The 21,525-nt window shown below is 66.7% G+C and carries 21 protein-coding genes and 2 pseudogenes; 14 read left to right on the forward strand and 9 right to left on the reverse strand.

Annotated features, from left to right (window positions below; genetic code table 11):
• Positions 1-227: pseudogene (locus tag J1M64_RS18650) on the reverse strand (hypothetical protein); the annotation flags it as partial.
• Between the two features lie 15 nt (positions 228-242).
• On the opposite strand from J1M64_RS18650, the gene J1M64_RS18655 reads away from it, so the two are divergent.
• From J1M64_RS18655 to J1M64_RS18685, 7 genes are read left to right on the forward strand one after another with little or no spacing between them, the layout of a single operon-like run.
• The gene (locus J1M64_RS18655) at positions 243-956 is read left to right on the forward strand and encodes a hypothetical protein (RefSeq protein WP_007626389.1); all 714 of its coding nucleotides are present in this window, start codon (positions 243-245) and stop codon (positions 954-956) included.
• Positions 949-1,884, forward strand: a complete 936-nt coding sequence (locus J1M64_RS18660) for a complex I subunit 1 family protein (protein WP_096907183.1) — start codon at positions 949-951, stop codon at positions 1,882-1,884. The genes J1M64_RS18655 and J1M64_RS18660 overlap by 8 nt, the downstream gene beginning before the upstream one ends.
• A gap of 3 nt (positions 1,885-1,887) precedes the next feature.
• Positions 1,888-2,451 (forward strand): NADH-quinone oxidoreductase subunit J, encoded by a 564-nt coding sequence (locus tag J1M64_RS18665; RefSeq protein ID WP_206475171.1) that lies wholly within the window; start codon positions 1,888-1,890, stop codon positions 2,449-2,451.
• Positions 2,448-2,750, forward strand: coding sequence for an NADH-quinone oxidoreductase subunit K (locus tag J1M64_RS18670; protein ID WP_017836397.1), 303 nt, complete (start codon positions 2,448-2,450; stop codon positions 2,748-2,750). The genes J1M64_RS18665 and J1M64_RS18670 overlap by 4 nt, the downstream gene beginning before the upstream one ends.
• Entirely contained in the window at positions 2,747-4,693 is a 1,947-nt protein-coding gene (locus tag J1M64_RS18675) for an NADH-quinone oxidoreductase subunit L (protein WP_069389149.1), read from the forward strand. The genes J1M64_RS18670 and J1M64_RS18675 overlap by 4 nt, the downstream gene beginning before the upstream one ends.
• Before the next feature lie 2 nt (positions 4,694-4,695).
• Positions 4,696-6,186, forward strand: a complete 1,491-nt coding sequence (locus tag J1M64_RS18680) for a NuoM family protein (protein WP_206475178.1) — start codon at positions 4,696-4,698, stop codon at positions 6,184-6,186.
• A gap of 15 nt (positions 6,187-6,201) precedes the next feature.
• Entirely contained in the window at positions 6,202-7,623 is a 1,422-nt protein-coding gene (locus J1M64_RS18685; protein WP_031264732.1) for an NADH-quinone oxidoreductase subunit N, read from the forward strand.
• 174 nt (positions 7,624-7,797) lie between these two features.
• Here the strand turns inward: J1M64_RS18685 and J1M64_RS18690 are convergent, their stop codons facing one another.
• Positions 7,798-8,202, reverse strand: coding sequence for a four-helix bundle copper-binding protein (locus J1M64_RS18690; RefSeq protein ID WP_067712804.1), 405 nt, complete (start codon positions 8,200-8,202; stop codon positions 7,798-7,800).
• Positions 8,203-8,489: 287 nt separating this feature from the next.
• Between J1M64_RS18690 and J1M64_RS18695 the strand changes: the two genes are divergently transcribed.
• A complete protein-coding gene (locus J1M64_RS18695; RefSeq protein WP_371517175.1) occupies positions 8,490-8,807 on the forward strand; it encodes an ArsR/SmtB family transcription factor in 318 nt (105 codons plus the stop codon).
• Positions 8,804-10,009 carry an MFS transporter gene (locus J1M64_RS18700; RefSeq protein ID WP_206475172.1) on the forward strand — a complete coding sequence of 402 codons (1,206 nt, stop codon included), beginning with the start codon at positions 8,804-8,806 and terminating at the stop codon, positions 10,007-10,009. Before J1M64_RS18695 ends, J1M64_RS18700 begins: the two co-directional genes overlap by 4 nt.
• Positions 10,010-10,143: 134 nt before the next feature.
• Here J1M64_RS18700 and J1M64_RS18705 read toward each other — a convergent pair whose 3' ends face one another.
• The 6 genes and pseudogenes from J1M64_RS18705 to J1M64_RS18730 form a co-directional block, all read right to left on the reverse strand.
• Positions 10,144-10,872 carry a hypothetical protein gene (locus J1M64_RS18705; protein WP_253695599.1) on the reverse strand — a complete coding sequence of 243 codons (729 nt, stop codon included), beginning with the start codon at positions 10,870-10,872 and terminating at the stop codon, positions 10,144-10,146.
• A gap of 284 nt (positions 10,873-11,156) precedes the next feature.
• Positions 11,157-11,864 (reverse strand): GNAT family N-acetyltransferase, encoded by a 708-nt coding sequence (locus J1M64_RS18710; protein WP_240341539.1) that lies wholly within the window; start codon positions 11,862-11,864, stop codon positions 11,157-11,159.
• A gap of 110 nt (positions 11,865-11,974) precedes the next feature.
• Positions 11,975-12,175 (reverse strand): annotated as a pseudogene (locus J1M64_RS18715) (ATP-binding protein); the annotation flags it as partial.
• Entirely contained in the window at positions 12,174-12,683 is a 510-nt protein-coding gene (locus J1M64_RS18720; RefSeq protein ID WP_206475173.1) for a DUF2771 family protein, read from the reverse strand. The pseudogene J1M64_RS18715 and the gene J1M64_RS18720, both read right to left, overlap by 2 nt.
• Before the next feature lie 239 nt (positions 12,684-12,922).
• The gene (gene ccsB, locus J1M64_RS18725; RefSeq protein ID WP_206475174.1) at positions 12,923-13,927 is read right to left on the reverse strand and encodes a c-type cytochrome biogenesis protein CcsB; all 1,005 of its coding nucleotides are present in this window, start codon (positions 13,925-13,927) and stop codon (positions 12,923-12,925) included.
• Positions 13,924-15,570: a cytochrome c biogenesis protein ResB gene (locus tag J1M64_RS18730; protein ID WP_206475175.1), complete on the reverse strand. Its 1,647-nt coding sequence runs from the start codon at positions 15,568-15,570 to the stop codon at positions 13,924-13,926. Before J1M64_RS18730 ends, ccsB begins: the two co-directional genes overlap by 4 nt.
• A 318-nt stretch (positions 15,571-15,888) precedes the next feature.
• Here J1M64_RS18730 and J1M64_RS18735 point away from each other — a divergent pair, with 318 nt between their 5' ends.
• Entirely contained in the window at positions 15,889-16,587 is a 699-nt protein-coding gene (locus J1M64_RS18735; RefSeq protein ID WP_206475176.1) for a response regulator transcription factor, read from the forward strand.
• On the forward strand, positions 16,584-17,741 hold the full coding sequence (locus J1M64_RS18740) for a cell wall metabolism sensor histidine kinase WalK (RefSeq protein ID WP_096907179.1): 1,158 nt from the start codon (positions 16,584-16,586) through the stop codon (positions 17,739-17,741). Before J1M64_RS18735 ends, J1M64_RS18740 begins: the two co-directional genes overlap by 4 nt.
• On the opposite strand, the gene J1M64_RS20480 is transcribed toward J1M64_RS18740, so the two are convergent.
• Positions 17,698-18,369: a M23 family metallopeptidase gene (locus tag J1M64_RS20480; protein WP_206475177.1), complete on the reverse strand. Its 672-nt coding sequence runs from the start codon at positions 18,367-18,369 to the stop codon at positions 17,698-17,700. The two genes, J1M64_RS18740 and J1M64_RS20480, sit on opposite strands and share 44 nt — an antisense overlap.
• 652 nt (positions 18,370-19,021) lie before the next feature.
• On the opposite strand from J1M64_RS20480, the gene J1M64_RS18750 reads away from it, so the two are divergent.
• The 3 genes from J1M64_RS18750 to lnt all read left to right on the forward strand — a co-directional run.
• On the forward strand, positions 19,022-19,450 hold the full coding sequence (locus J1M64_RS18750) for a hypothetical protein (RefSeq protein WP_256820656.1): 429 nt from the start codon (positions 19,022-19,024) through the stop codon (positions 19,448-19,450).
• The gene (locus J1M64_RS18755; RefSeq protein ID WP_007626850.1) at positions 19,447-19,812 is read left to right on the forward strand and encodes a cytochrome b5 domain-containing protein; all 366 of its coding nucleotides are present in this window, start codon (positions 19,447-19,449) and stop codon (positions 19,810-19,812) included. Before J1M64_RS18750 ends, J1M64_RS18755 begins: the two co-directional genes overlap by 4 nt.
• Positions 19,813-20,125: 313 nt before the next feature.
• Positions 20,126-21,525 (forward strand): apolipoprotein N-acyltransferase (gene lnt / locus J1M64_RS18760; protein ID WP_241261780.1); only part of this gene is annotated, 1,400 nt, incomplete at its 3' end.

Below are 21,525 nucleotides of genomic sequence, written 5' to 3' on the forward strand. Positions count from 1 at the left end.
ACGAAGACCATGGCGGGCATGGTGGCCACGAGGGCCACGCAGACCACGGCGGGCACGAGGGCCACGAAGACCATGGCGGGCATGGTGGCCACGAGGGCCACGCAGACCACGGCGGGCACGAGGGCCATGAAGGCCATGGCGGGCATGGTGGCCACGAGGGCCACGCAGACCACGGCGGGCACGAGGGCCATGAAGGCCATGGCGGGCATGGTGGCCACGAGGGCCATGAAGGCCACGGGGATATGGACATGGCTCCCGCCGGGATTCCCTTGGCCGAAGGCGGGGAGGACCGCGACGGCCTGGAGATGGATGTTCTCCATCTGCCGCTCGGTCCGGTATTGCCGTTCTGGCCGGCCGGGCTCGTGCTGCACTGCTCGCTACAGGGGGACGTTGTCGTCGACGCCACCGCCTCGGTGATCGACGCGACGGAGCACAGGGCCGGAGCACCCGGTCGGCCCACGGACCACGCGTCTGCCACGGTGACCCAATGTGATCAGGTCATGGCACTGCTGGCACTGGCCGGTGCCGAAGACCTGGCGGACTGCGCCCGCCGTGCCCGGGACGGGATTCTGACGGGCGATCCCGGTGCCGCCCGTGACGCCGTCGAGCGTCTGCACCGGAAGGTTCGCAGGTCGCGGCTGCTGCGCTGGTCATTGCGGGGCGTGCTGCCGCTCGGCCCGGCCGATCTGGAGCGCCACGGCTTGCCGGGGCACTGCCTCGGGGATGCCCACGACCGGTTGCTGGCCCAACTGGAACGGATCCGCGTCGAGGTCGGCGGCGCAACGCCGGACCGGGCGGATGGCGGCTCAGCGCAGGAATCTGCGGACAAACTAACTGTGCCGTGGGCGGTGGTGCCGGACCTGGTGACCGGTTTGGAGCTGGGCACTGTGCGCTTGGCGGTGGCGAGCCTTGATCTGGGCTCGCATCCTGCCGTCCGGGAGGTGGGGCATGTCTGAGACCGTGGTGACGACCGTGTCCGGTGGGTGGGCCGTGCTGGCCGGGGTGATCCTGTGTGGGCTGGCGTTGTTCGCGGTGGCGCTGGACGGGGTGCTCTCGTCGCCGGCGCGGGGCGGCGGTCGTGGCGGGCCCACTCCCCTGGCCCGTGCGGCCCGTCTGTTGCGGCAGCGTCGCCGCACGACGGTCGCCGCGGACACCCTGCTGTGGCGGATCGGCGGCGCGGGCATGCTGGTCGGGGCGTTCCTGATGATCGCCGTGATCCCGCTGGGCCGCTGGACACTGGCGGACCTCGACGTGGGAGTCGTGTGGTTCAACGCCGTCGACGTCATGGTGTGGGCCCTGGTCTGGCTGGCGGGGTGGGGCGCCAACTCCATCCACGGTCTGGTGGGCGGTTACCGCTTCCTCGCGCACGGGCTGGCCTATGAGCTGCCGCTGATGTTCGCATTGGTGGCCCCGGCGATCGCCGCCGGCAGTCTGGCGGTGGGCGACGTCGCGGCCGCGCAGGACGGCGTGTGGTTTGTGGTGTGGATGCCGGTGGCGTTCCTGGTCTTCCTGATCGGCGTGACCGGCTTCTCTTTATGGGGTCCATTCGCCCCGGCCCTGTCCGCGGACATCGTCGGCGGGGTGACGGCCGAACTCTCGGGGGTCGATCGGCTGGTCCTGCAGGCCGGGCGCTACCTGTTCCTCACCGCCGGGGCGGCGTTCTCGGTGCCGCTCTTCCTCGGCGGTGGTGCCGGGCCCGTCCTGCCCGACTGGGCGTGGGTGCTGGTCAAGACAGCGCTGGTGCTGACGGTTCTGGTGTGGGCGCGGCGCAAACTTCCGCTGCTGCGACCGGATCGGTTCATGGAGATCGGCTGGACTGTCTTGCTCCCGGCCGTCGTGGCCCAGGATCTGCTTGTGTCCCTCGTCGTGGTCTGGAAGGGCTGAGCCGTGCTGGTCGGGATCGTGTTCTGGGTACTCGCTGTGGTGGCGGTGACCGCGGGGACGGCCGTGTTCGTGGTGGACTCGATGGCCCGGGCCACCTACGCGCTGGCGGCATCGTTCATCGCCGTGGGGGTGATGATTTTGCTGCTGGGTCAGAGCTACCTGGGCATCATCACGATTCTGATGATGGTCATGGAGATGGCGGTGATGGCGGTCTACATGGTGATGTTCATGGGCATGAACCCGGCGCTGATGCCGATGGACATGACCCACGGGAAGAAGACCGCGATCGGCACCTCGGTCGGGGTCTTTGTGCTGCTGGCCGCCGGGGCGCTGCTGATCCCGTGGCCCGAGCGACGTGGCGCCCCACCCGAGGACCTCACCAACGCGCTGGGCCTGGATATCATGGGCGAAAAGATGTTGGTGATGGCTGTGGTGGGCGCGGTCATGGTGGCCACCATCGTGGCCGGGATCGTCCTGGCCGCCGGGCGCACCCGCTACGACCGGCTCGGCGACGATCTGCGGCGCCGCCCGGCCGACGACCCCCAGCCGGGAGGTGTGGGTCGATGACCCTGGAGGCCGTTCTGGTGGTGGCCGCCGCCCTGTTCGCCGTCGGGCTCTACGGGGCCCTGTCCCAGCAGGTGGTGGTGATGGTGATGATGGGCCTGGAGTTGATGATCAACGGGGTGCTCCTGGCCGCCGCGGGGTTCTGGTGGTTCCTGGCCCCGGGCCCCTCCGGGCAGGTGCTGCTGCTGGTGGTGCTGGCGGCCATGACCGTGGAGATGGCCATGGGCTTTGCCGTGGCGACGCTGTTGCACCGCAAGCGGCAGACCGACATGACCGACATGGCCGAGGATCTCTCCGGATGACCGCCGACCAGACCTTGCTGCTGACCCTGGTGGTGCTCCCGGCTGCCGTGGGTGCGGTGCTCGCGCTGACCCGGGCGGAGCGGGTTGCGGCCCCGATCGCGGTATCGACCGCTGCCGTGACCGCGCTGCTGGCGGCTGTCGTCGCCGTTGCGCGGCCTGCGGTGGCGTTCCCGTTCATCGCCGGCGTCGACGTGGCATTGGAGGTCGACGCCCTGGCGGCGCTGACCCTGCCGATGGTCGCAGTGGTGACCCTTTTGGTGCTGGTTTTTGCGGCCGGCAACATCCGGGCGGCCCGGCCCCGCTTCCACGGGCTGATGCTGCTCTTCGCCGCCGCGGCCCTGATCACGGCCTCGGCCGCCAGCCTGCCGGCGCTGCTGTTTGCCTGGGAGTTGATGGGCGCGACCTCGTACGCGTTGATCGGGTTCTGGTGGCGGGACACCGACCGCGTCTCGGCCGGGCTCACGGCCTTCCTCACCACCCGTACCGCCGACCTGGGTCTCTACCTGGCCGCCGGCGCTGCCTTGGCCGGCGGCGCCGGTATGGGCCTGTCCGAGTTGCCGGCGGCGGAGAGCCCGTGGCGGCACGTGGTGGCGGCCGGGATCCTGGTGGCGGCACTGGGCAAGGCCGCGCAGCTGCCGTTCTCGTTCTGGCTCTCCGGCGCGATGAAGGGCCCCAGTCCGGTCAGCGCACTGCTGCACTCGGCGGCGATGGTGGCAATGGGCGGTTACCTGCTGCTGCGCGTGGAGCCGCTGCTCGCCTCCACCGGGTGGGCGGGCCCGGCCGCCGCGTGGATCGGGCTACTGACCGCGGTGGCAATGGGGATCGTGGCGTTGGCCCAACGGGATCTCAAACAGTTGCTGGCGGCGTCCACTGTGGCGCAGATGGGATTTGTGGTGCTGGCCGCCGGAGTGGGCGCGGTGAGCGGAGGTGCCGCCCAACTGGTGGCCCATGCCTCCACCAAGGCACTGCTGTTCCTCGCTGCCGGGGCGTGGCTCACCGCGTTGGGCACCGAGAAGCTCACGGAACTGCGCGGGGCGGGCCGCCGATGGCCGGTGGTGGGCGTGACCGCGACCGTGGGAGCCCTGGCCCTGGCCGGGATCGCACCGCTGTCCCTGTGGGCGACCAAAGACGCGGTGCTGGCTGGGGCCCTGGAGACCTCGGCCTGGCTCTACGCCACAGGACTGGTGGCGGCGGCCCTGTCGGCGGCCTACTCCGGCAAGGTCCTATGGACGATCTGGCACCGCGGGGCCCAGGCCCGGGTCGAGGAGCCCACCGCCGGGCGGGAGGTCGGCGCAACGCAAGAGCTCGGCACCGGGCAGGTGGGGGCGCTCGAGCAGGCCCCGCTGGTCGTGCTGGCCGCGGGGGCGGCCGGGCTGTCGGTGTTGGCGCTGCCCCCGCTCAGCGGCGCCCTCGCCCAGGCGATGGGCGGGCACGGCGAGGTGACGGCGCTCGAGCTCGTGGTCTCGGCCGCCATCGCCCTGGCCGTGGTGCTGCTGATGCGACGTCTACGCGCCCCGGAACTCGGGTGGGCCGAGCGGTGGCTGGGGCTGGAGGCTGCTGCGCACGTTGTCGTCGTCGTTCCCGTCATGCGGTTGGCGCACCTCCTGGCCCGGTTCGACGACGCGGTCCTGGACCGCGCCGTGACCTCCGTGGCCGGGGCCGTCCCGATGCTGGCACGGTCCGTGGCGCGGTTCGACGACGAGGTCCTCGACGCCGGAGTCGGAGCAGCCGCACGGGCCGCCCATACGGCCGGGCAGGGCGCGGCCCGCCTCGATGACGCCGTGGTCGACGGCGCCGTCGAGGGCCTGGCCGGTTGGGTTCGCCGACTCGGGCACCTGGCCCGCACCCCGCAGACCGGGGCCGTCCACCAGTACCTCCTGCAGGCCGTCGCGGTGCTCACCGTGGCCGTGGTGGCCTGGACCGTCTACGCAGTGATGGGATGAGCATGCTCAGTCTGATCGTCTTTCTCCCCTTGGCCGCCGCCGCCGTCCTGGCCGCGGTGCCGGCGATCGGGCCGGCGGCCGCGCGATGGGCGTGGATAGCGGTGAGCGTGCTGGAAGTGCTGCTGGTTGCCGTGGTGTGGGCCGGCTACAAGGACCCGGGACCGAACGGGCTGGCGTTCGAGGAGCAGGTGCCGTGGATCCCGGGGGTGGGCAGCAGTTACCACGTGGGCATCGACGGGCTGTCCCTGCCGCTGGTGGCGATGACGGTCGTGGTGTTCTTGGCGTGCGCTGTGTACTGCCTGCGGGATTCGGACCGGCCGCGCGTGCAGGCGGCGCTATTTTTGTTCCTGCAGAGCATGAGCCTCGGCGTGTTCGTTTCGGCCGACCTGATCCTGTTCTTCGTCTTTTTTGACCTGTCGATCGTGGGAATGTACTTCATCATCGCCGGGTGGGGCCACGGCAATGCGGCCCGGTCGGCGCTGAAGTTCTTCCTCTACACGTTCCTGGGGTCGCTGGCCCTGCTGCTGGGTTTCATCGGGCTGTATGTGTTCTCGGCGCCCCACACCTTTGACATCCCCGAGCTGGTCGCCTCACCCCCGCTGGCCGGTGAGCCGCTCGCCGGGGGGCTGGTGCTGGCGGCGATCCTGGTGGGCTTGGCCGTCAAGACCCCCACCGTGCCGTTCCACACCTGGCTTCCCCCGGCCCACACCGACGCCCCGGCCGCCGGCTCGGCCGTCCTGGCGGGGGTGTTGCTGAAGATGGGCGCGTACGGCTTCGTGCGGATCGCCATGCCGATGCTGCCCGAGGTCTGGCGGGCGTGGGCCTGGGTGATCGTGGCCGTGGGAATCGTCTCCGTGCTCTACGGCGCACTGGTGGCGCTTGCCCAGACCGACCTCAAGCGGATGATCGCCTACACCTCCGTCAACCACATGGGCTACATCGTCCTGGCCCTGGGTGCGGCCGGGCTGCTGGTGGAGGGTGCCGAGCAGGCCCGGTCCGTGGCGGTCACCGGCGCGATGGTGCAGATGGTCAGCCACGGACTGATCACCGCCGCCCTGTTCTTGCTGGCCGGGGTCATGCAGAGCCGGGCCGGGACCTACGACCTGGGTTCCTATGGCGGGCTGGCCGGCCCCGCCCCGCGGTACGCGGCGCTGTTCGCGATCGGCGCCTTTGCCTCCCTGGGCCTGCCCGGGTTCTCCGGGTTCATAGCCGAGTTCCAGATCTTCGCCGGCAGCGTGGCCGTGGCCCCGGTGACCGCAGTGGCGCTAGTGGGCATCGTGATCACCGCCGCCCTGTTCCTGCGGGCCCTGCAGCGGGTCTTCACCGGGCCCGCCGCCGGGCGCTCCCCCGGGTTCGCGGACCTGCGGGCGCACGAGCTGTGGTCGGCCGGCCCTCTGCTGGCGCTGTCCGTGCTGATCGGAGTGCTGCCGCTGGTGCTGCTCGGGGTGATCGAGCCGAGCTCGGCCGCCCTCGTGGAACTGGTGGGACGGTAACCCGTGGACGCCTCCATGCAGATGAGCCCCGGGCTGCTGCTGCCCGAGATCATCGTCTTTACCGGCGGATTGGCGGTGCTACTGGGCGGATCGTTCCTCCCCCGGCAGCGCCAGTGGATCGCCCGCGCCGCGGCCGCCCTGGCACTACTGGGCGCCGCGACCGCCGCCGCGGTGGCTATGGCCGGGCCTGCGCAAAGCGCCTTTGCGGGTACCTTTGCCGTGGACACCGCCACCGGCGCCGCACGGGTGATAGCCACCCTGGCCACCCTGCTGATCCTGGGGGTGGCCTCCGGGGAGCTCAAGGACTCCCCGCGCGAATCCGACACCTACGCCCTGCTGCTCTTCGCCACCGCCGGGGTGATGGTCCTGGCCGGGATCACCGACCTGTTGGTGCTGATCGTGGGATTCCTGCTGGCCAGCATCCCGCTGTACGGGATCATCGGACTCACCGGCGGCCGCTTGGGCGCCGAGGCGGCGGTCAAGACCTACCTCATGGGGGCGCTGTCCGGGATCCTGCTGATGCTGGGCGTCACCGTGCTCTATGCCCTGGCCGGAGGCACCGACTACGCCCTGCTCCGGGAGGCGTTGCCCACCGCACCGGACGCCGCCGTGGGGACAGGCATCCTGGGGGTGCTGGCCGGGCTGCTGTTCAAGGCCGGCGGGGTGCCGATGCACTTCTGGGTGCCCGACGCCGCCCAGGGCTCCGGGGTCACCGCCGCCACGTTCCTGACCACCGTGCCCAAGGTGGGCGCGCTGGTGGCCGTGTACCGGTTGGTGGCCACGGTCTCCGCCGAAGAGCACTCCTGGTTGCTCGTCGCCGCCCTACTGGCCACCGCCTCGATGTTCCTGGGCAACCTGGCCGCCTACTGGCAGACCGATCCCCGCCGGCTACTGGGCTGGTCGACCGTGGCGCAGGTGGGGTTCCTGCTGGTGCCCGTGGCCGCAGCCGGGCGCAGCGACCTGGCCCTGCCCTCGCTGTTGTTCTACCTGGCCGCCTACGCCGTGACCAACGTCGCCGCCTTTGCCGTGACCGCTGCCCTGCCCGAGCACCGGACGCTCGCCGAATACCGCGGGCTGGCCCGCTCCCGCCCAGGGTTGGGACTGACCGTGCTGGTGGCGCTGCTGGGGCTGGTGGGCACCCCGCCCCTGGCGATCTTCGTGGGCAAACTGACCACCGCCACCGCCGCCTGGGACGGCGGTCACGGGTGGCTGGCTCTGGTGGTGGTGGTCAACAGCGTGATCAGCCTCTTCTACTACCTGCGCTGGTTCGCCCCCGTCTTCGCCCGACCCGACTCCCAAGCCGCCGAGTTCCCCGGACGCGGCGGGATGGCCGCCTGGCCGGCCGTCACGGCCGCGGTCGCCGCGACCGCGAGCCTGGCGCTGGGCGTCCTGGCCGGTGTCCTGTGGGCTGCCCTCGACGGCCCCGGGATCCTGTAGGGCTGGGAGCGGCAGCCTTCCCCAGCCGGAAGGGGCGTCGAGTAGGTGCGGGAGGGAGCCGGGGGCCGTACAGGAGAGCCCGCTTATAGGAGAGAACCCCCTAGATCGTCGGTTGTCGCCGTAGGACCTAAGTCGCACACCCAGTCGAGCAACGACTACAGCGGCGCCGCGGGTTCAGCCAATGGCGCTGAGGAGGTCGCTGCAGGCCTTTTCGCAACGACGGCAGGCGTCAGCACACAGCTTGCAGTGCTCGTGCATGTCGGCGTGAGCCTCGCAGTCTTCGGCGCAAGTAGCGCACGCGGCACGGCAGGCCTTGAGCAACTCGGTGACCACGGTCAGGTTGCTGCCCGTTCGGCGACTCAGGACGGAAGCGGTGGCGACGCAGACATCGGCGCAGTCGAGATTGGTACGGATGCAGTTCCGCAGGTCGGCAACCGCCTCTTCTGCCAAGCAGGCGTCCGCGCACGCAGTGCAGGACTGCGCGCAGGCCAGCGCCGCGTCGATCGCATCGGCGAGGCGGTCCACGTCCAGACCACTGGTGGGATTGGGGTGGGAGTTGATCATGGCGGTGGTGCTCATTGTTCCTCCGTAGTCGATGTCGTCTAGAACGCCTCCGACGGGCGGCGCAGTGGGTCTCCCTGCCGCAGGCCGTACCCGTCACCGTAGCCATCGCCGCCGCCCAGTTGGGAGATCGTCTCCGAAGAAACCAAATCGTTAGGCGCCCTGTCCTTGCCAGGCTGTCCAGCCGAATGCCGCAGCGTCGAGACCTTGATCCATGGGAGTCGACATGCCATTATCTGCGTATAAATGCAGATGCTAAGTGTGGCTTGACGGCGCAGAGTTCGTACGTTGAGCTAGCTGTCGAGGTGTTCGCCATGCTGGCGGATGCGACGCGAGTGCGGATCATTCTGGCCCTTCGCGACGGGGAGCTGTCGGTAAACCAGCTGGCCGAGATCGTCGACAAGTCCCCGGCGTCGGTATCTCAGCACTTGGCCAAACTCCGCCTGGCGCGAATGGCCTCAGCACGCCAAGACGGGCAACGAGTGTTCTACCGCCTGACTGACGAGCACGCCCGCCAGCTTGTCGCCGACGCGATTTTCCAGGCGCAGCACGCGGTGGACAGTCACCCCGCGCATCATGACCGCGACCGTCTGGGCCACGGGAAGATCACCGGCCTATCGTGATCGGTGTCCTTCGGAACAGCACCTATGCCAGGCTCTTCAGCGCTCAGATAGTCGCCCTTCTCGGCACCGGTCTGCTCACCGTGGCGCTCGGGTTATTGGCCTTCGACATCGCCGGGCAAGACGCTGGTGTAGTGCTAGGAACGGCGCTGACGATCAAGATGGTCGCGTACGTCGCCGTGTCACCGGTGATGGCGGCTATGGCCACCCGGTGGCGACGAAAGGCCGTTCTTGTCAGCGCGGACGCAGTCCGCGCTGCAGTGGCGTTGTCCCTGCCCTGGGTCAGTGAGGCCTGGCAGATTTATGTCCTGATCTTTGCGCTGCAAGCGGCGTCGGCGACCTTCACTCCGGCGTTCCAGGCAGTGATTCCCGATGTCCTTCCCGACGAAGCGCAGTACACCCGCGCATTGTCACTATCCCGCCTGGCGTACGACACCGAATCGCTACTGAGCCCCGTACTGGCTGCGGCGCTGCTGGCGATCATGTCCTACAACAATCTATTTCTGGGCACGGTGCTGGGATTTCTCGCCTCCGGCGCGCTCGTCCTGGTCACCGAAATTCCCGATGGCGCACGGTCCGAAGCCGCATCGTTTCGAGAACGACTGACCCGGGGCGTCCGGGTCATGCTGCGCACCACGGAGCTGCGCAGTCTGCTGGTGATGAACCTCATCGTGGCCACCTCCACCGCCATGGTGATCGTCAACACCGTCGTCGTGGTCAGAGGATCTTTGGATCGCTCCGAGAGCGACGTCGCGCTTCTGCTGGCCGCCTTCGGCGCCGGTTCCATGCTCGTCGCCCTCGTTGTTCCCCGAGTCCTCGACAAGATCGCCGATCGGCCCGTCATGCTCACCGGCTCAGCGATTATCCCGCCCGCCCTGGCCGCATCAGCAGCAGTGATCGCTCTACCGGCCGGCAGTGGGCAGTGGGCCTTGCTGATCACACTGTGGGCGATCCTTGGAGCCGCGACGTCGCTGATTCTGACCCCGTCAGCCCGCCTGCTGCGACGCGCCTCCGACCAAGTATCTCGACCTGCGGTCTTCGCCGCGCAGTTCTCCCTGTCCCACGCCTGCTTCATGCTCACCTACCCGATCGCCGGCGTTCTTGGCGCGATGCTCGGTCTACCTCAGACCGCGCTGATCCTCTCGGCTCTCGGAGTTCTCGGGGCCTTCGGTGCCTTCGCTCTCTGGACACGACCCGTCGCGTGAGCCGGGCGCACTGCCAGTCTGCGCCGCACGGTGCTCGTCAAGGGTGCGACTTGGTCCGAAACGGTTGCACCGCTGCGGAGCTGACTGGCTCACGCCGCCGGTGACCTCGTGCCCCACCCGCACGCACGTGCGCCCTACCGCAGGTGCGCCGGCGCGTCGCCGGGAGTGATACCGAGATGGATGTGATCTTGGTGGACGTCGTCGGAGAAGAACCCCTTGCGCGGTCCGTTAAGGTCGGCAGGTCCACCGACCTCGGTCGCCCCCAACTCGGCAGCTCGCCGCATCAACCGAAGCACACGATCGTCGCCGGGTCGGACGTCCACCACCGGCCGACCGTCGATCTCGCGGATGTCTACTGCTCGTCCCACGGCGTGATTGGACATTCGCGCGGTGGGATAGACCGTCTGGATGTGGCCTGTGTGCATTACCTGGATCGCCAGGGTGAACTCCCGGGACAGTGCGTGCAGTATCGCCAGCAGTCGGTTGTCCATCCTGCCGGTGCTGACATCGCTGCGGGCTGGGCCGGGCAGGATGATCTTCGGCTCGGCGAGCACCGCTGCCGCCGTGTCGGTCAACGGCAGCGACGGGCCCAGTGAGGTCGGCGCGACGAGCCGCTCGACGGCCCAACTCCCACCGGGGGGTCGGGCCAATCGCACGTCCACGACCAGTTCGCGGTTCCACGGTCCCGAGACGGTGTGCAGGTTCTGCTCCACCAGGGCGATGACGGCAGCGGTATCCGAGGCGAGCCCGCCGTACTGCGGATAGACGACGGTCAGTTCCCCGGCGCGGGCGTCCGGCAGTTGAAGTATCGACGCTGTCGACGCCACCGGCGGCGACGCGCCGGCGCGGATGAGGGTGCCCACGGCCGTTTCGCCGTCGCTCCAGTTTCCGGCGTTTTCCAGAAACGCCGCTGCGGTGCGCTTGATCTCCGGGCGTACTTCACCCGGCGCCGGCTGCCATCGGCTTGCCGCGGCGGACAACGGGGAACGAGGGGAACCGAGTTCGGCTCCACCCAGGTGAGGTGGCTGCGGTGTCGGCGTAATCACCGAGGGCGCAGGCCGTGGCGGGGCGGGGCCGAGGGTGCAGGACGCCACGGTGGCGGCTGACCCCGCAGTCAGCACCGTCAGCAATTGGCGCCGGGTCAGCTTCATCGGGGATCTGCCCCACCCTTGTCGCAGAACGTGCCGTGGCGGGCCGGAGGCACCACGGGGTGACGATAGCTGCGCACCATGTCGCCGTCGCGCGTGCGGTACTCGCTCCCCGGGCTCCATCCCAAGCGTTCATAGAACGCGCCGGCCCCGTCCGAGCCGGCGCTGGTGAACAACTCGGCGGTAGCACAGCCGCCCTCGTGCGCGTGGCTGAGAAACAGCTCGACCAGGCGGGCACCGACGCCGCTGCCCCGCAGCGACGGGCGAACGGTGACCGCGGCCAGCACGGCTACCGGCGCAGAATCGGTCCCTGCCGGGGGTGCGGCAGTCTGGTAGGTGAGTGTGCCAAGCAGGCGACGCGTCCACGGCCTGGCTCGGGTGCGCACGAACCGCACCGCCAGTGACGGGTGGCGCAGCAGTGACACGGCGGCGACCGCTGCCAGGACCAGCAGACAGCGGCGGTCGGCCAGCACCGCCCGCATATGTGCCGCTTCGTCGATCGAACCGAACAAGAAACCGCACACGTGCCCGCGGGCGTCGCACCGACAGACTGCGACCAGCGCCACGCCGTGCGGGGAATCAAGGTAGGTCCGGTGCCAGCGACGCATGAATCGTGGCCCCAGGCCGGGGAAGAAACCGGCCGGTAGCTGTTCAACGTGCAACTGCGCGGTCGCGCCGAGATCAGCGATCGTGGCGTACCGCAGCACGAGATCGTCCTCCGTCGCCGGTCCCGGCCGTGGGCAAGGCGCCGTCCGCGCACGGTAGAGCAGGCGGTAGCGCCACGTCGGTCGACACATAAGCTGACTCCCTTCTTCGGTCAAATCAGACCGGGCCCGGCCACTTGCGCGCCGGAAATGCCGGCTCGGTTAGTGGGAGAGCGGCCAGAGCTCGGAAACTCGACAGTGAAACTTGCATCTCGGCCGGGCCCGTCACTGTGCGCTCGAATGTTCCCGCCGTGGGCTTCGACGAGTGCGCGAGTGATGGTCAGGCCGATACCGCTGCCGCCACTGGGGCGCTCAGTCCTCGTAGATGAAGGACACGGACCATTCGCCGTTGAGGATCGACGGCTCACCGGCTTTATCATAGAAGATCGGGACCGACCGGATGGCTAGGCCCTCGATGGGGCCATGCTCCGGGGTGCTCACCGGAATGAGTAGCTCGCCGGCACCGCCAGCCTCGACGATGTACTCGTTGGTACCGCCCTGACGCACCTCGTAGACGTTCATCGTCGACTCGCGCAGCTCGGTGGACAATCGGACGGTCAGTGTGTGCTCGCTGCGCACCACGAATTCGGGCACCGGGTTGGTGAAGGAGTTGCCGTCCAGGTCGGTCGCGGTGAAGGGCAGAGCCTTGACGGTGCTGCGGTCGGTGGCCACGGTGATCTCCGACAGCACACCGAACCGGGCTTCCGACCCCTTCCACGCCCCCAGGATGGCGGCGATCATGATGATCATCCACGCCAGGATCGCCCAGGTGGCCGGGCGGACACGGCGGCCGGTCAGTTCGGATTCATTGCGGGAGCTCACAGTTTCGTTCTGCCGATCTCTTCGTAGTCGGACTCAGGGAGCCACCGGCTTCCCCGAGGTGCCGCGAACGGTTCCACCTAGCCCAGTGTGGTTACCCGGCTCGCCTCGCACGGTGCCAAAAAGCGTCTCCTGCCCGAGTCGGACCGGGGCGATAGCCGGCCCCGTTTCTTTCATTTCGCGGAGTTGGATGCTGCGCTTTCTAAAGCAGATATCGAGGCTGCGAAGTGCTCCTCAACCGTTCAGTTCAGGCCAGCATAGGAGTGCAGACCGGAGACCACGATGTTGATAAAGAACAGATTGAAGATGAGCACCGCAAACCCGGCGAGGTTGATCCAAGCGGCCCTCTTGGGGCCCCAGCCACTGGTGGCACGGGCGTGCAGATAGCCGGCGTAAAGGACCCAAGAGACGAAGGAGGCAGTCTCTTTGGGGTCCCAGCCCCAGAAGCGACCCCACGCGCCCTCGGCCCAGACAGCGCCCAGCAGGATGCCCACGCTGTAGATCGGGAATGCGATCACAGCGGTGCGATAGGCCAGTCGGTCGAGAGTGTCGGCATGCGGTAGTGGGCGGGAAAGCCCAGAGCTCCAGCCCGTTTCCTGACCCTGCGGTTGCCACACCCGGATCAGGTACATGATCGAGGCGACGCCGGATATCAGCAGTATGGCCGATCCCAGCGAGATGATCGAGACGTGGATGGGCAGCCAGTACGACTGCAGTGCCGGCACGACGGGAGAGGCTTCGGAATACAGGTTGGTGCCGCCGAAAAACAGCAGGATCAGAACCGGTACCAGTACGAATGGCCAGGCCACCTGTAGGGCCGGCTTGCGCAGGAAAATCAGCCCGGCGCCCACTCCCAGCAGCGTGGTGGCCAGAATGAACTCGTACATGTTGCCCCACGGGAAGCGACCTGTGGCCACCCCGCGCAGGATCAGCGCAGCCGCTTGGAAGAGGAAGGCGATGATGATGAATAGCTGTGCGATCCGTGCCCAGCGGACACTGCCTGCGGACTCACGGTCCTCGTCTCCGGTGTCGGTGAGAGAGGTTGATTCTGTGAGCCCGGGCCCACCGGCACCCACTAGGTTCCGGCTTGATTTAGTCACCTTGGCTACCCGGAATCCGGCGTAGTAGATCAACGATGCGACAAGCGCCAGCACGTATAGACCGAACGCGGACCTATACGCCAGGTCGCTGTAGGTGGAGAGCGTCTCGTTGACAGGCAGTCCCTGCGCGAGAATTACAGTGTTCACCGGATGTTGTCCTTCCACGAAGCGTCGGGGTCGTCGCCTCGACTAGATGCAGTGTCGCCAGGTTCGGGCAAGACGGGTGTAGCAGTAGCAATGGTGGCCAGCCGGTCCCGGAGGTCGTCGAATTCCCGGCCCCAGCCCGATCTGTCCGTCTTGGCGAGGCCGCCCAGGTCGACGCGGGTCGCCTGGGCCTCGTCGACAATGATCCGTGCCCAGATCCTTCGGCGACGGACCATCAATGACAGGACGAGTCCACCCACCATGACGGCAGCGAACACGCCAACCCAGATCTGAGTAGGGTCCTCCGAGACCTGGATGTTGATGAACTCGTCGGCTCCGTCGAAGCGAACCTCGGTGCCATCGGGCAGGGTCGTGGATTCGCCGGGCATGAGGTTGACGCGGGCCCTACGCTCCAACGCGCCCGACTCCATTAGGTCGGGGTCCAGCGAGAAGATCGACTGTGCGCCGCCATTGTCCAGGCCGGCGTTGCCCTGGTAGACGTCGATCGCCACCGCCGGGTCGTCCATCCGCGGGAAACGGGAGCTGAGTATGGTGCCGTCGAACGAGGCGGTCGGTGCGAACAGCCCCTGGATGGCGATCTGCTGCTCAAGGCGATCGTCGATGTCCGGGTACATGCCGGCTGGCGGATCAAAGCGCATGATGCCGGAGGAGAGAAAAGTCAACAGGTCCGTCGGTTGCCACTGCACTGTGTCTGTACGGGTTTCGCCGTTGGGGAACGTGACCGTGAACGTGGGCGCGAAGCCGTGACCTTGGAGGTAAACACGAGTACCGCCGATGCGCAGCGGGTGGTTGACCTGCAACGTGTAGGGATCCCATGTGTCTGGATCGGTGGTGGTGACCTCCTCACTGAAGCGAATGTTGGAGGTGAACATCTCCGCCTGGCCATTGGGTAGATAGTCGGTACGGAAATCTTCGACCTTGATACAGAACGGCGCCAAGTCAGTGCCGTCTACCAGCAGACCTGCCCGGAACGAGTCGTACGCACTAGGCGTGGTGTTGCAGAAGGCCGGCGATTCCTCGTTGGCGATGATCACCCGCATGCCCTCCGCGTACACGAACTTGCCGGCCGCGAACGCGATCAGCAGGAACAGCAAGCCGAAGTGGAATACGATGTTGCCCACCTCGCGCGCATACCCGCGCTCCGCGGACAACTCGATGCTGCCCGACACGCGACCGTCCCCGTTGTTGCGACGGACCCGCCAGCCCTTGAGGCTCTTTTGGACCTGGTCCGCAGCCTGCTCCGGCGTGGCCGTGGTCCGGTACGCCGCATGATGCGGCAGGCGCGCAAGGTTACGCGGGGCAAGCGGCGGCGGGGCCTTGAGTTGTTTGACCAGATCAATCGACCGCGGCGTCAGGCAGCCCACCAGCGATATAAACAGCAACACGTACACGGCTGTGAACCACCAGCTGGAGAACACGTCGAACAACTGGAGCTTGTCGAAGAACTCCCCCAGCCAGCCGTTGTCCGCGATGTACTGATTGACGTTTCCTTGGTTGAGGCTGCGCTGCGGCAGGAGTGCCCCCGGTATCGCCGCCACTGCCAGCAGAAATAGCAGAATCAATGCCGTGCGCATCGCGGTGAGAGTGCGCCATGAGTTCCGCAGGAACGCGGTGACCGGAGCCATCCTAGGCACTGATATGAGTCCCCTCTGCCGTTCCCGGCGCGACGAACCGGAACGAGGGGCAGCTTCGGTGGGGCGTCACCGGCTTCATAGCATCATCAGCACCGCTGTAGCACGCATAGTCACATCTGTAGATTGTCCTTCGCCGACCCCATTGATTCGGTGGGGGTTTGATGAAGGTCTGATCAAGATCAAGCATGCGATAGGCACCGGTGGCAGACCTACGACGATGATTGAGGCCTTATGTTCACATCCGATTCTCGAGACGCCGGACCTGAAGGTGAGTCACCGACCACGCGCGCGACCGCAGGGCTGCGGGCGATGGTCATCGAAGATGAGCGTGAGCTCGCCGATCTCATCGGTACCTATCTGACCCGCGAGGGCTTCGACATCACGATCGTTCACGACGGGCAGGATGCAGTCGACCTGATCCGGCAGATTGATCCCGACGTCGTCGTGCTAGACCTCGGCCTTCCGCGACTGGACGGCGTCGAAGTGTGCCGCCAGTTGCGCACCTTTTCCGATGCGTATGTCGTCATGCTCACCGCCCGCACCGAGGAGGTCGATACCCTCATCGGACTGTCCGTGGGAGCCGACGACTACATGACCAAACCGTTCAGCCCACGAGAGCTCATGGCCCGCATCCAAGTCATGCTGCGCCGTCCTCGATCGTCTACAGCCTTACGCTCCCCGTCTGCGGCCTCCGAACGCAGAGAGCTGCGAAGGATTGGGGCACTGGCGATCGACGTCGAAGGCCGCGAGGTCACCGTCGACACCACCCCGGTTCAGTTGACCAGGACCGAGTTCGACCTCTTGGCGGCACTGACGCGAGACCCCGGCTTGGTGCTGTCCCGGACGCAGTTGATCAGTGCCATCTGGGGGCCTGACTGGGTCGGCGACACGCACCTGGTTGATGTCCACATCGCGCACCTCAGACGCAAGCTCGGAGACACTGCGTCCCGGGGCGCGTACATCCGCACCGTCCGCGGTGTCGGCTACCGCACCGGAGATGGTCAGTGAGCCGGATCGATCTGGGTGACAACGTGACGCGCCTCAAGCGGTGGTTCACCACTGCCACCTTCGGTACCCGGCTACTGGCGGCGCTCGCTTTTGTGATGATCGGTTTCGCAGTCAGTGCCTGGGTCGTCGCCGCAATACTTGCCCCCGGGATCTTCCACGAGCATCTGGAGATGGCCGGACTGTCACAGAACTCCTCCGAAGCAGCCCATATGGAGGAGGCATTCAACTCGTCAATGATGCTGTCTTGGTCGATCGCACTGGCGGTATCGGTGATCTTGTCGCTGGCTGTCAGCGGCTACATCGCCCGCCGCGTTCAACGATCGATCACCCCGGTCACCCGATCAGTCCAGCAGATCTCCGGTGGACAATACGACTCACGAGTGCACGAGCCGAGAATAGGTCGTGAATTCGACGATCTTGTCGTCAGCTTCAACGAACTGGCACGACGACTAGATGCCACCGAAACCACACGCCGACGGATGCTTTCAGATCTCGCACACGAGTTGCGGACTCCCCTGGCCACGCTCGAATCCCACCTTGAGGCGATCGAAGACGGTGTCCGTGCACTCGACGACGACACGCTGCGCATTCTGCGAACCGCGACTGGTCGGCTAGGCCGGCTCGCTCACGACGTCAGCGCGGTGTCCCGAGCCGAAGAACACCTCACGCGTCTCATCCCCATCGGTACCGACACTCGCAGCATCATCGCGGCCGCGATCGACGCCCTGCGCCCCGAGTACTCGCACAAAAATGTGCTGCTCCAAGCACGTATTGATCAGGCAATACCGATCACTGTCGACAGTGATCGAATCAACCAGGTCCTGACCAACCTTTTGCACAACGCGCTCCGCCACACCGACTCAGGTGGGATGGTCACCGTCACCAGTCGCCTACACGAGGGGAACGTGGAGATCACTATCGCCGACACTGGAGAAGGCATCGCAGCGCAGCACCTCGACCACATTTTTGACCGCTTCTACCGCGTCGACACCGCACGCGACCGGGCACACGGGGGAAGCGGCATCGGGCTCACCATCACCCGTGCGCTCGTCGAAGCCCACGAAGGCCATATCCGCGTACACAGCGACGGGCTCGGCCGCGGCGCCCGATTCACGATCTCCTTACCGCAGACCCCGGCTCACTCCAAGGGCTGACTGAGTTGGTCGCGATATCGTTTTCCCGGAGCCACTCGATGGGGTCGGCGCGCTCCCGTCCCTCGTTCAACCACACCTCGAAGTGCAAGTGCGACCCGGTGGAAAAGCCACGACTTCCCATGAGGGCAATCGTCTGTCCAGCCTGTATACGCTGGCCCGTGGACACGAGAACCTCTTCCATGTGTCCATAAACGGTCATCGTGCCCTCATCCGACAGCAGTCGGACCCAATTGCCGAACCCTTGCGCCGGGCCGGCATCGATGACGGTCCCGTCAGTGGCCGCCACGATCGGGGTTCCGATCACGTTTGCGATATCGATGCCGCCGTGGAGCGAGCCCCAGCGTTGGCCGAACTCAGACGTGAGGGTCCCGACTGTCGGCATCGCTGCTGTTGGACGGCGCGCGGTCTCCTCGGCAACTTGCCGGCGAGCGTCGATTTCGGTGCCTGCCGCCAATGACGACACCATGGCGGCAGCGCTCTCCAGCGGGATGTCGCCTTGCACCGCAACGGGCCCAGGCAGTTCAGCCGGGGGAAGGGCTATGTCTCCAGACTGGCCAGCAGGACTGATCGACTCCTCGTGCGCGATGAGGTGAATGTGCTCACCACCAGCCTCTGTGTGCTGGTCCACTAGAAAACTTATCGAGGACACGATGGCCCCGGCGGCGACCGTGACGACGACGACCTGATCGCGTAACTCGGGCCGGGCGGAGGGTTGGCGATGCGTACCGCCACCTCGAGGGCGACCAGAACTCGCCCAGATGTCGACAGTTGAAGGGTGTTCCTCGCGGTGTGCACGTCTTCGCTCCACTGCCGCCGTGTCTCCCCTGCCGCTATACCGTGATGGTTTCGTGATGTGACTTCTGCTCGAACTTAGACGAGCAGAGTCCGCCGTCGCAAGAAGTGGGGGCCTCGTCACCCGTGTCGAAGAACGACCGGGAGCGGCCCCCACCAGCGTGCATCGTGCCTAGAGTCTCCCTCTGACCACAGCCTCTGGCAGCGTTCATCAAGCTGCCTGTTGCGAGTGTCAGGGACTACGTGGGCGACATGGGAAGGCCTTCGGAAGCTGGACGTCCTGACAGGCTTCACCCAGGTTCACCCCAACTGGCCGCGCACCAAATCAGCACCGCGTCAGCGACCGTCACGTCCGGGATCTTGATCAGACCTTCATCAAACCCCGACCGAATCAAGAGGTCAGCACAGCACAATCTCCAGATGTGACAGTGCGTGCGGCATTGGGGGACAAGTGGGGCGGGTCGCCGGCCGCCTCCCACCACGAAGAAGTGGACGAGCAGCTCGAGAAAGGGAAAGTGTCGCGATCACAAGATTTACAGATTTCCGGACGATTGTTGTTGCTCGCACGAGCGGTGGCGTTAGTGACAGTCAGCGCCCTCGGACTCCTCTTCACTTCGGCAGGGGTGCTGGTCCAGGACGGCACCAGTCTGGACGTCCACAGCTCGGCCGCCATCGCCCTTCATCTCCTCACCGGCGTGCTGGCTCTGGTTCTAGGGTGGCGCGCGTGGGCTACACGGCGAGGTCGCTGGGCTGCAGTCGTCGCCCTCGTCCTGTTCGGGGCCACGTTCGCCCAAGCGAGCTTAGGGGGCAGCTCGACCTTGGCATTCCACATCGGCGTAGCCCTGGTGCTCACGGTCCTGTGTACGTGGCTGGCCGCCTGGACTTTCGGTAGATCACTATACGAGGAGATCGAATGAGACTGCGCAGGACACTCACCGCCTCCGGCACCACCGCCGCCCTGCTCCTAGCTGTGGGCTGCGCCGGGAACGACACGGGCGCGCCAGAGCAGGCAGAGCAGCTCCAGACGGGCGAGAGAGCCGAGAAACAGGTCACGATGGCCGAGGTCCAGCAGAACGATTCGACCGACTCGTGTTGGACCGTGATCGAGAACATCGTCTACGACCTCACCGCGTGGGTCGACCAACACCCGGGCGGGCCGGACCGGATCGAGCAGCTGTGCGGCACAGACGGGACAGAGAGTTTCACCGACCAGCACAGTGGAGCGTCCCAGCCACAATCGCGGCTCGCCGAGTTCCAGATCGGCCAGCTCGCCGGGTGACCCGGCAGATATGCTTCCGATCCGCTCTGTGCGTCCCGGTCGGAGGCATGTGCCGGGCCCCGCTCCGGGGCCGCGCGCGTGGACTCAGCGAGGCCGTGAACGGGTTCGATTCGCTCCCCCCGCGACCTCTGCGGAAGACGAGAGCACACCTCGCGAGCGTGACATGACAACACGACAGAAGAACCGTGGGCCGCAATCGGTGGTACTGCCAGCAGTCGGCCTCAGGATGGGCGGGGTTACCCGAAATCAACCGCGGTCAACGCCTTCTCGGCGGTGGCTAAATAGTCACCCCGTCGGCCGTGCGCTTGGTCGAATGGTGTCGTCATTGGGCGCAGGAATACTGCTGTACACCAGTTTCCCGCCTCTATCCTTGTGGTTTCTCGCCCCGGCCGGTCTTGCCATTTTGGTTCTGTCGGTCCGAGGGATCGGCGTGCGCGGCGCGTTCGGATTGGGATACCTGGCTGGTCTCGGGTTCTTCGTACCTTTACTGCCCTGGGTGGGGGTTTATGTCGGCGCTGTCCCCTGGCTAGCATTAGCGGCGCTACAGGCCGTGGCAGTCGCTGTCTTCGCTGGGGCCACCGCACTGGTGGCGCGGCTGCCCGGGGCTGCACTGTGGATCGCGTGCTGCTGGGTGGCCACCGAAGCGGTTCGAGCGCGCCTGCCCTTCGGTGGGTTTCCCTGGGGCCGGCTGGCGTTCGGTCAGACTGATGGACCATTGCTGGCGATCGCTCAGATCGCTGGGGCGCCAGGGGTGAGCCTGTCCGTTGCACTGGTGGGCAGCGCGACGGCTGCAGTGGTCGTCGGACTTGCTCGGCGCTCCGCCTGGCGCTCGGTGTCGCTGCTCGGGTCGGTGCTTGTGACCGCCTCTGCACTCGGCTCGATGCCCGTCCCTACCGCAGCGGTCACCACCCCCTCTAAAACGGTTGCCCTAGTCCAGGGCAACGTGCCCCGACTCGGTCTGGATTTCAACGCGCAACGGCGCGCTGTACTGGACAATCATGTGGCTCGTACCGACGCTCTCGCCGCCGAGGTCGCAGCGGGGGTGAAGCCCGCACCGGATCTGGTGATCTGGCCGGAGAACGCATCAGACATCGACCCGTTTCGCAATGCCGACGCTGCAGAACAGATCGATGCGGCCACAGAGGCGATCGGCGCTCCAATCCTTGTGGGGGCGGTGGTGTCCACTGGCTCCGGTACCACCCGAAATACAGCGCTGGTGTGGGAGCAAGGAACAGGACCTGGCGATGCGCACGACAAAAGACGCCTGGTTCCATTTGGTGAATATCTGCCAATGCGATCGATCGTGAGCAAGCTTTCGCCTTATGCCGCGCAGGCGGGCAACTTCGTGCCCGGTAACGGCGATGGTGTGGTGACCATCGATGAGACACCGCTCGCTGTGGCCACCTGTTATGAGGTCGCGTTCGATGATCTGGTGGCCGAGTCGGTTCGGTCGGGGGCGCAGTTGATCGCGGTACCAACGAACAATGCAACCTTCGGCGATACCGACATGACCTATCAGCAGCTGGCGATGTCGCGGCTGCGCGCTGTCGAACACAACCGCACGGTGGTGGTAGCGGCCACCAGCGGTGTCAGCGCGATTATCGCGGCGAATGGCGATGTCCTCGAGCAGACCGAAATGTTCACTGCCGATGCCCTCGTCGCACAGGTCCCGCTCAATACCGAGTTCACACTTGCCACCCGATTACGTTCAAT

It is taken from the genome of Dietzia sp. KRD202, from assembly GCF_017168155.1.
GTDB lineage: Bacteria > Actinomycetota > Actinomycetes > Mycobacteriales > Mycobacteriaceae > Dietzia > Dietzia kunjamensis.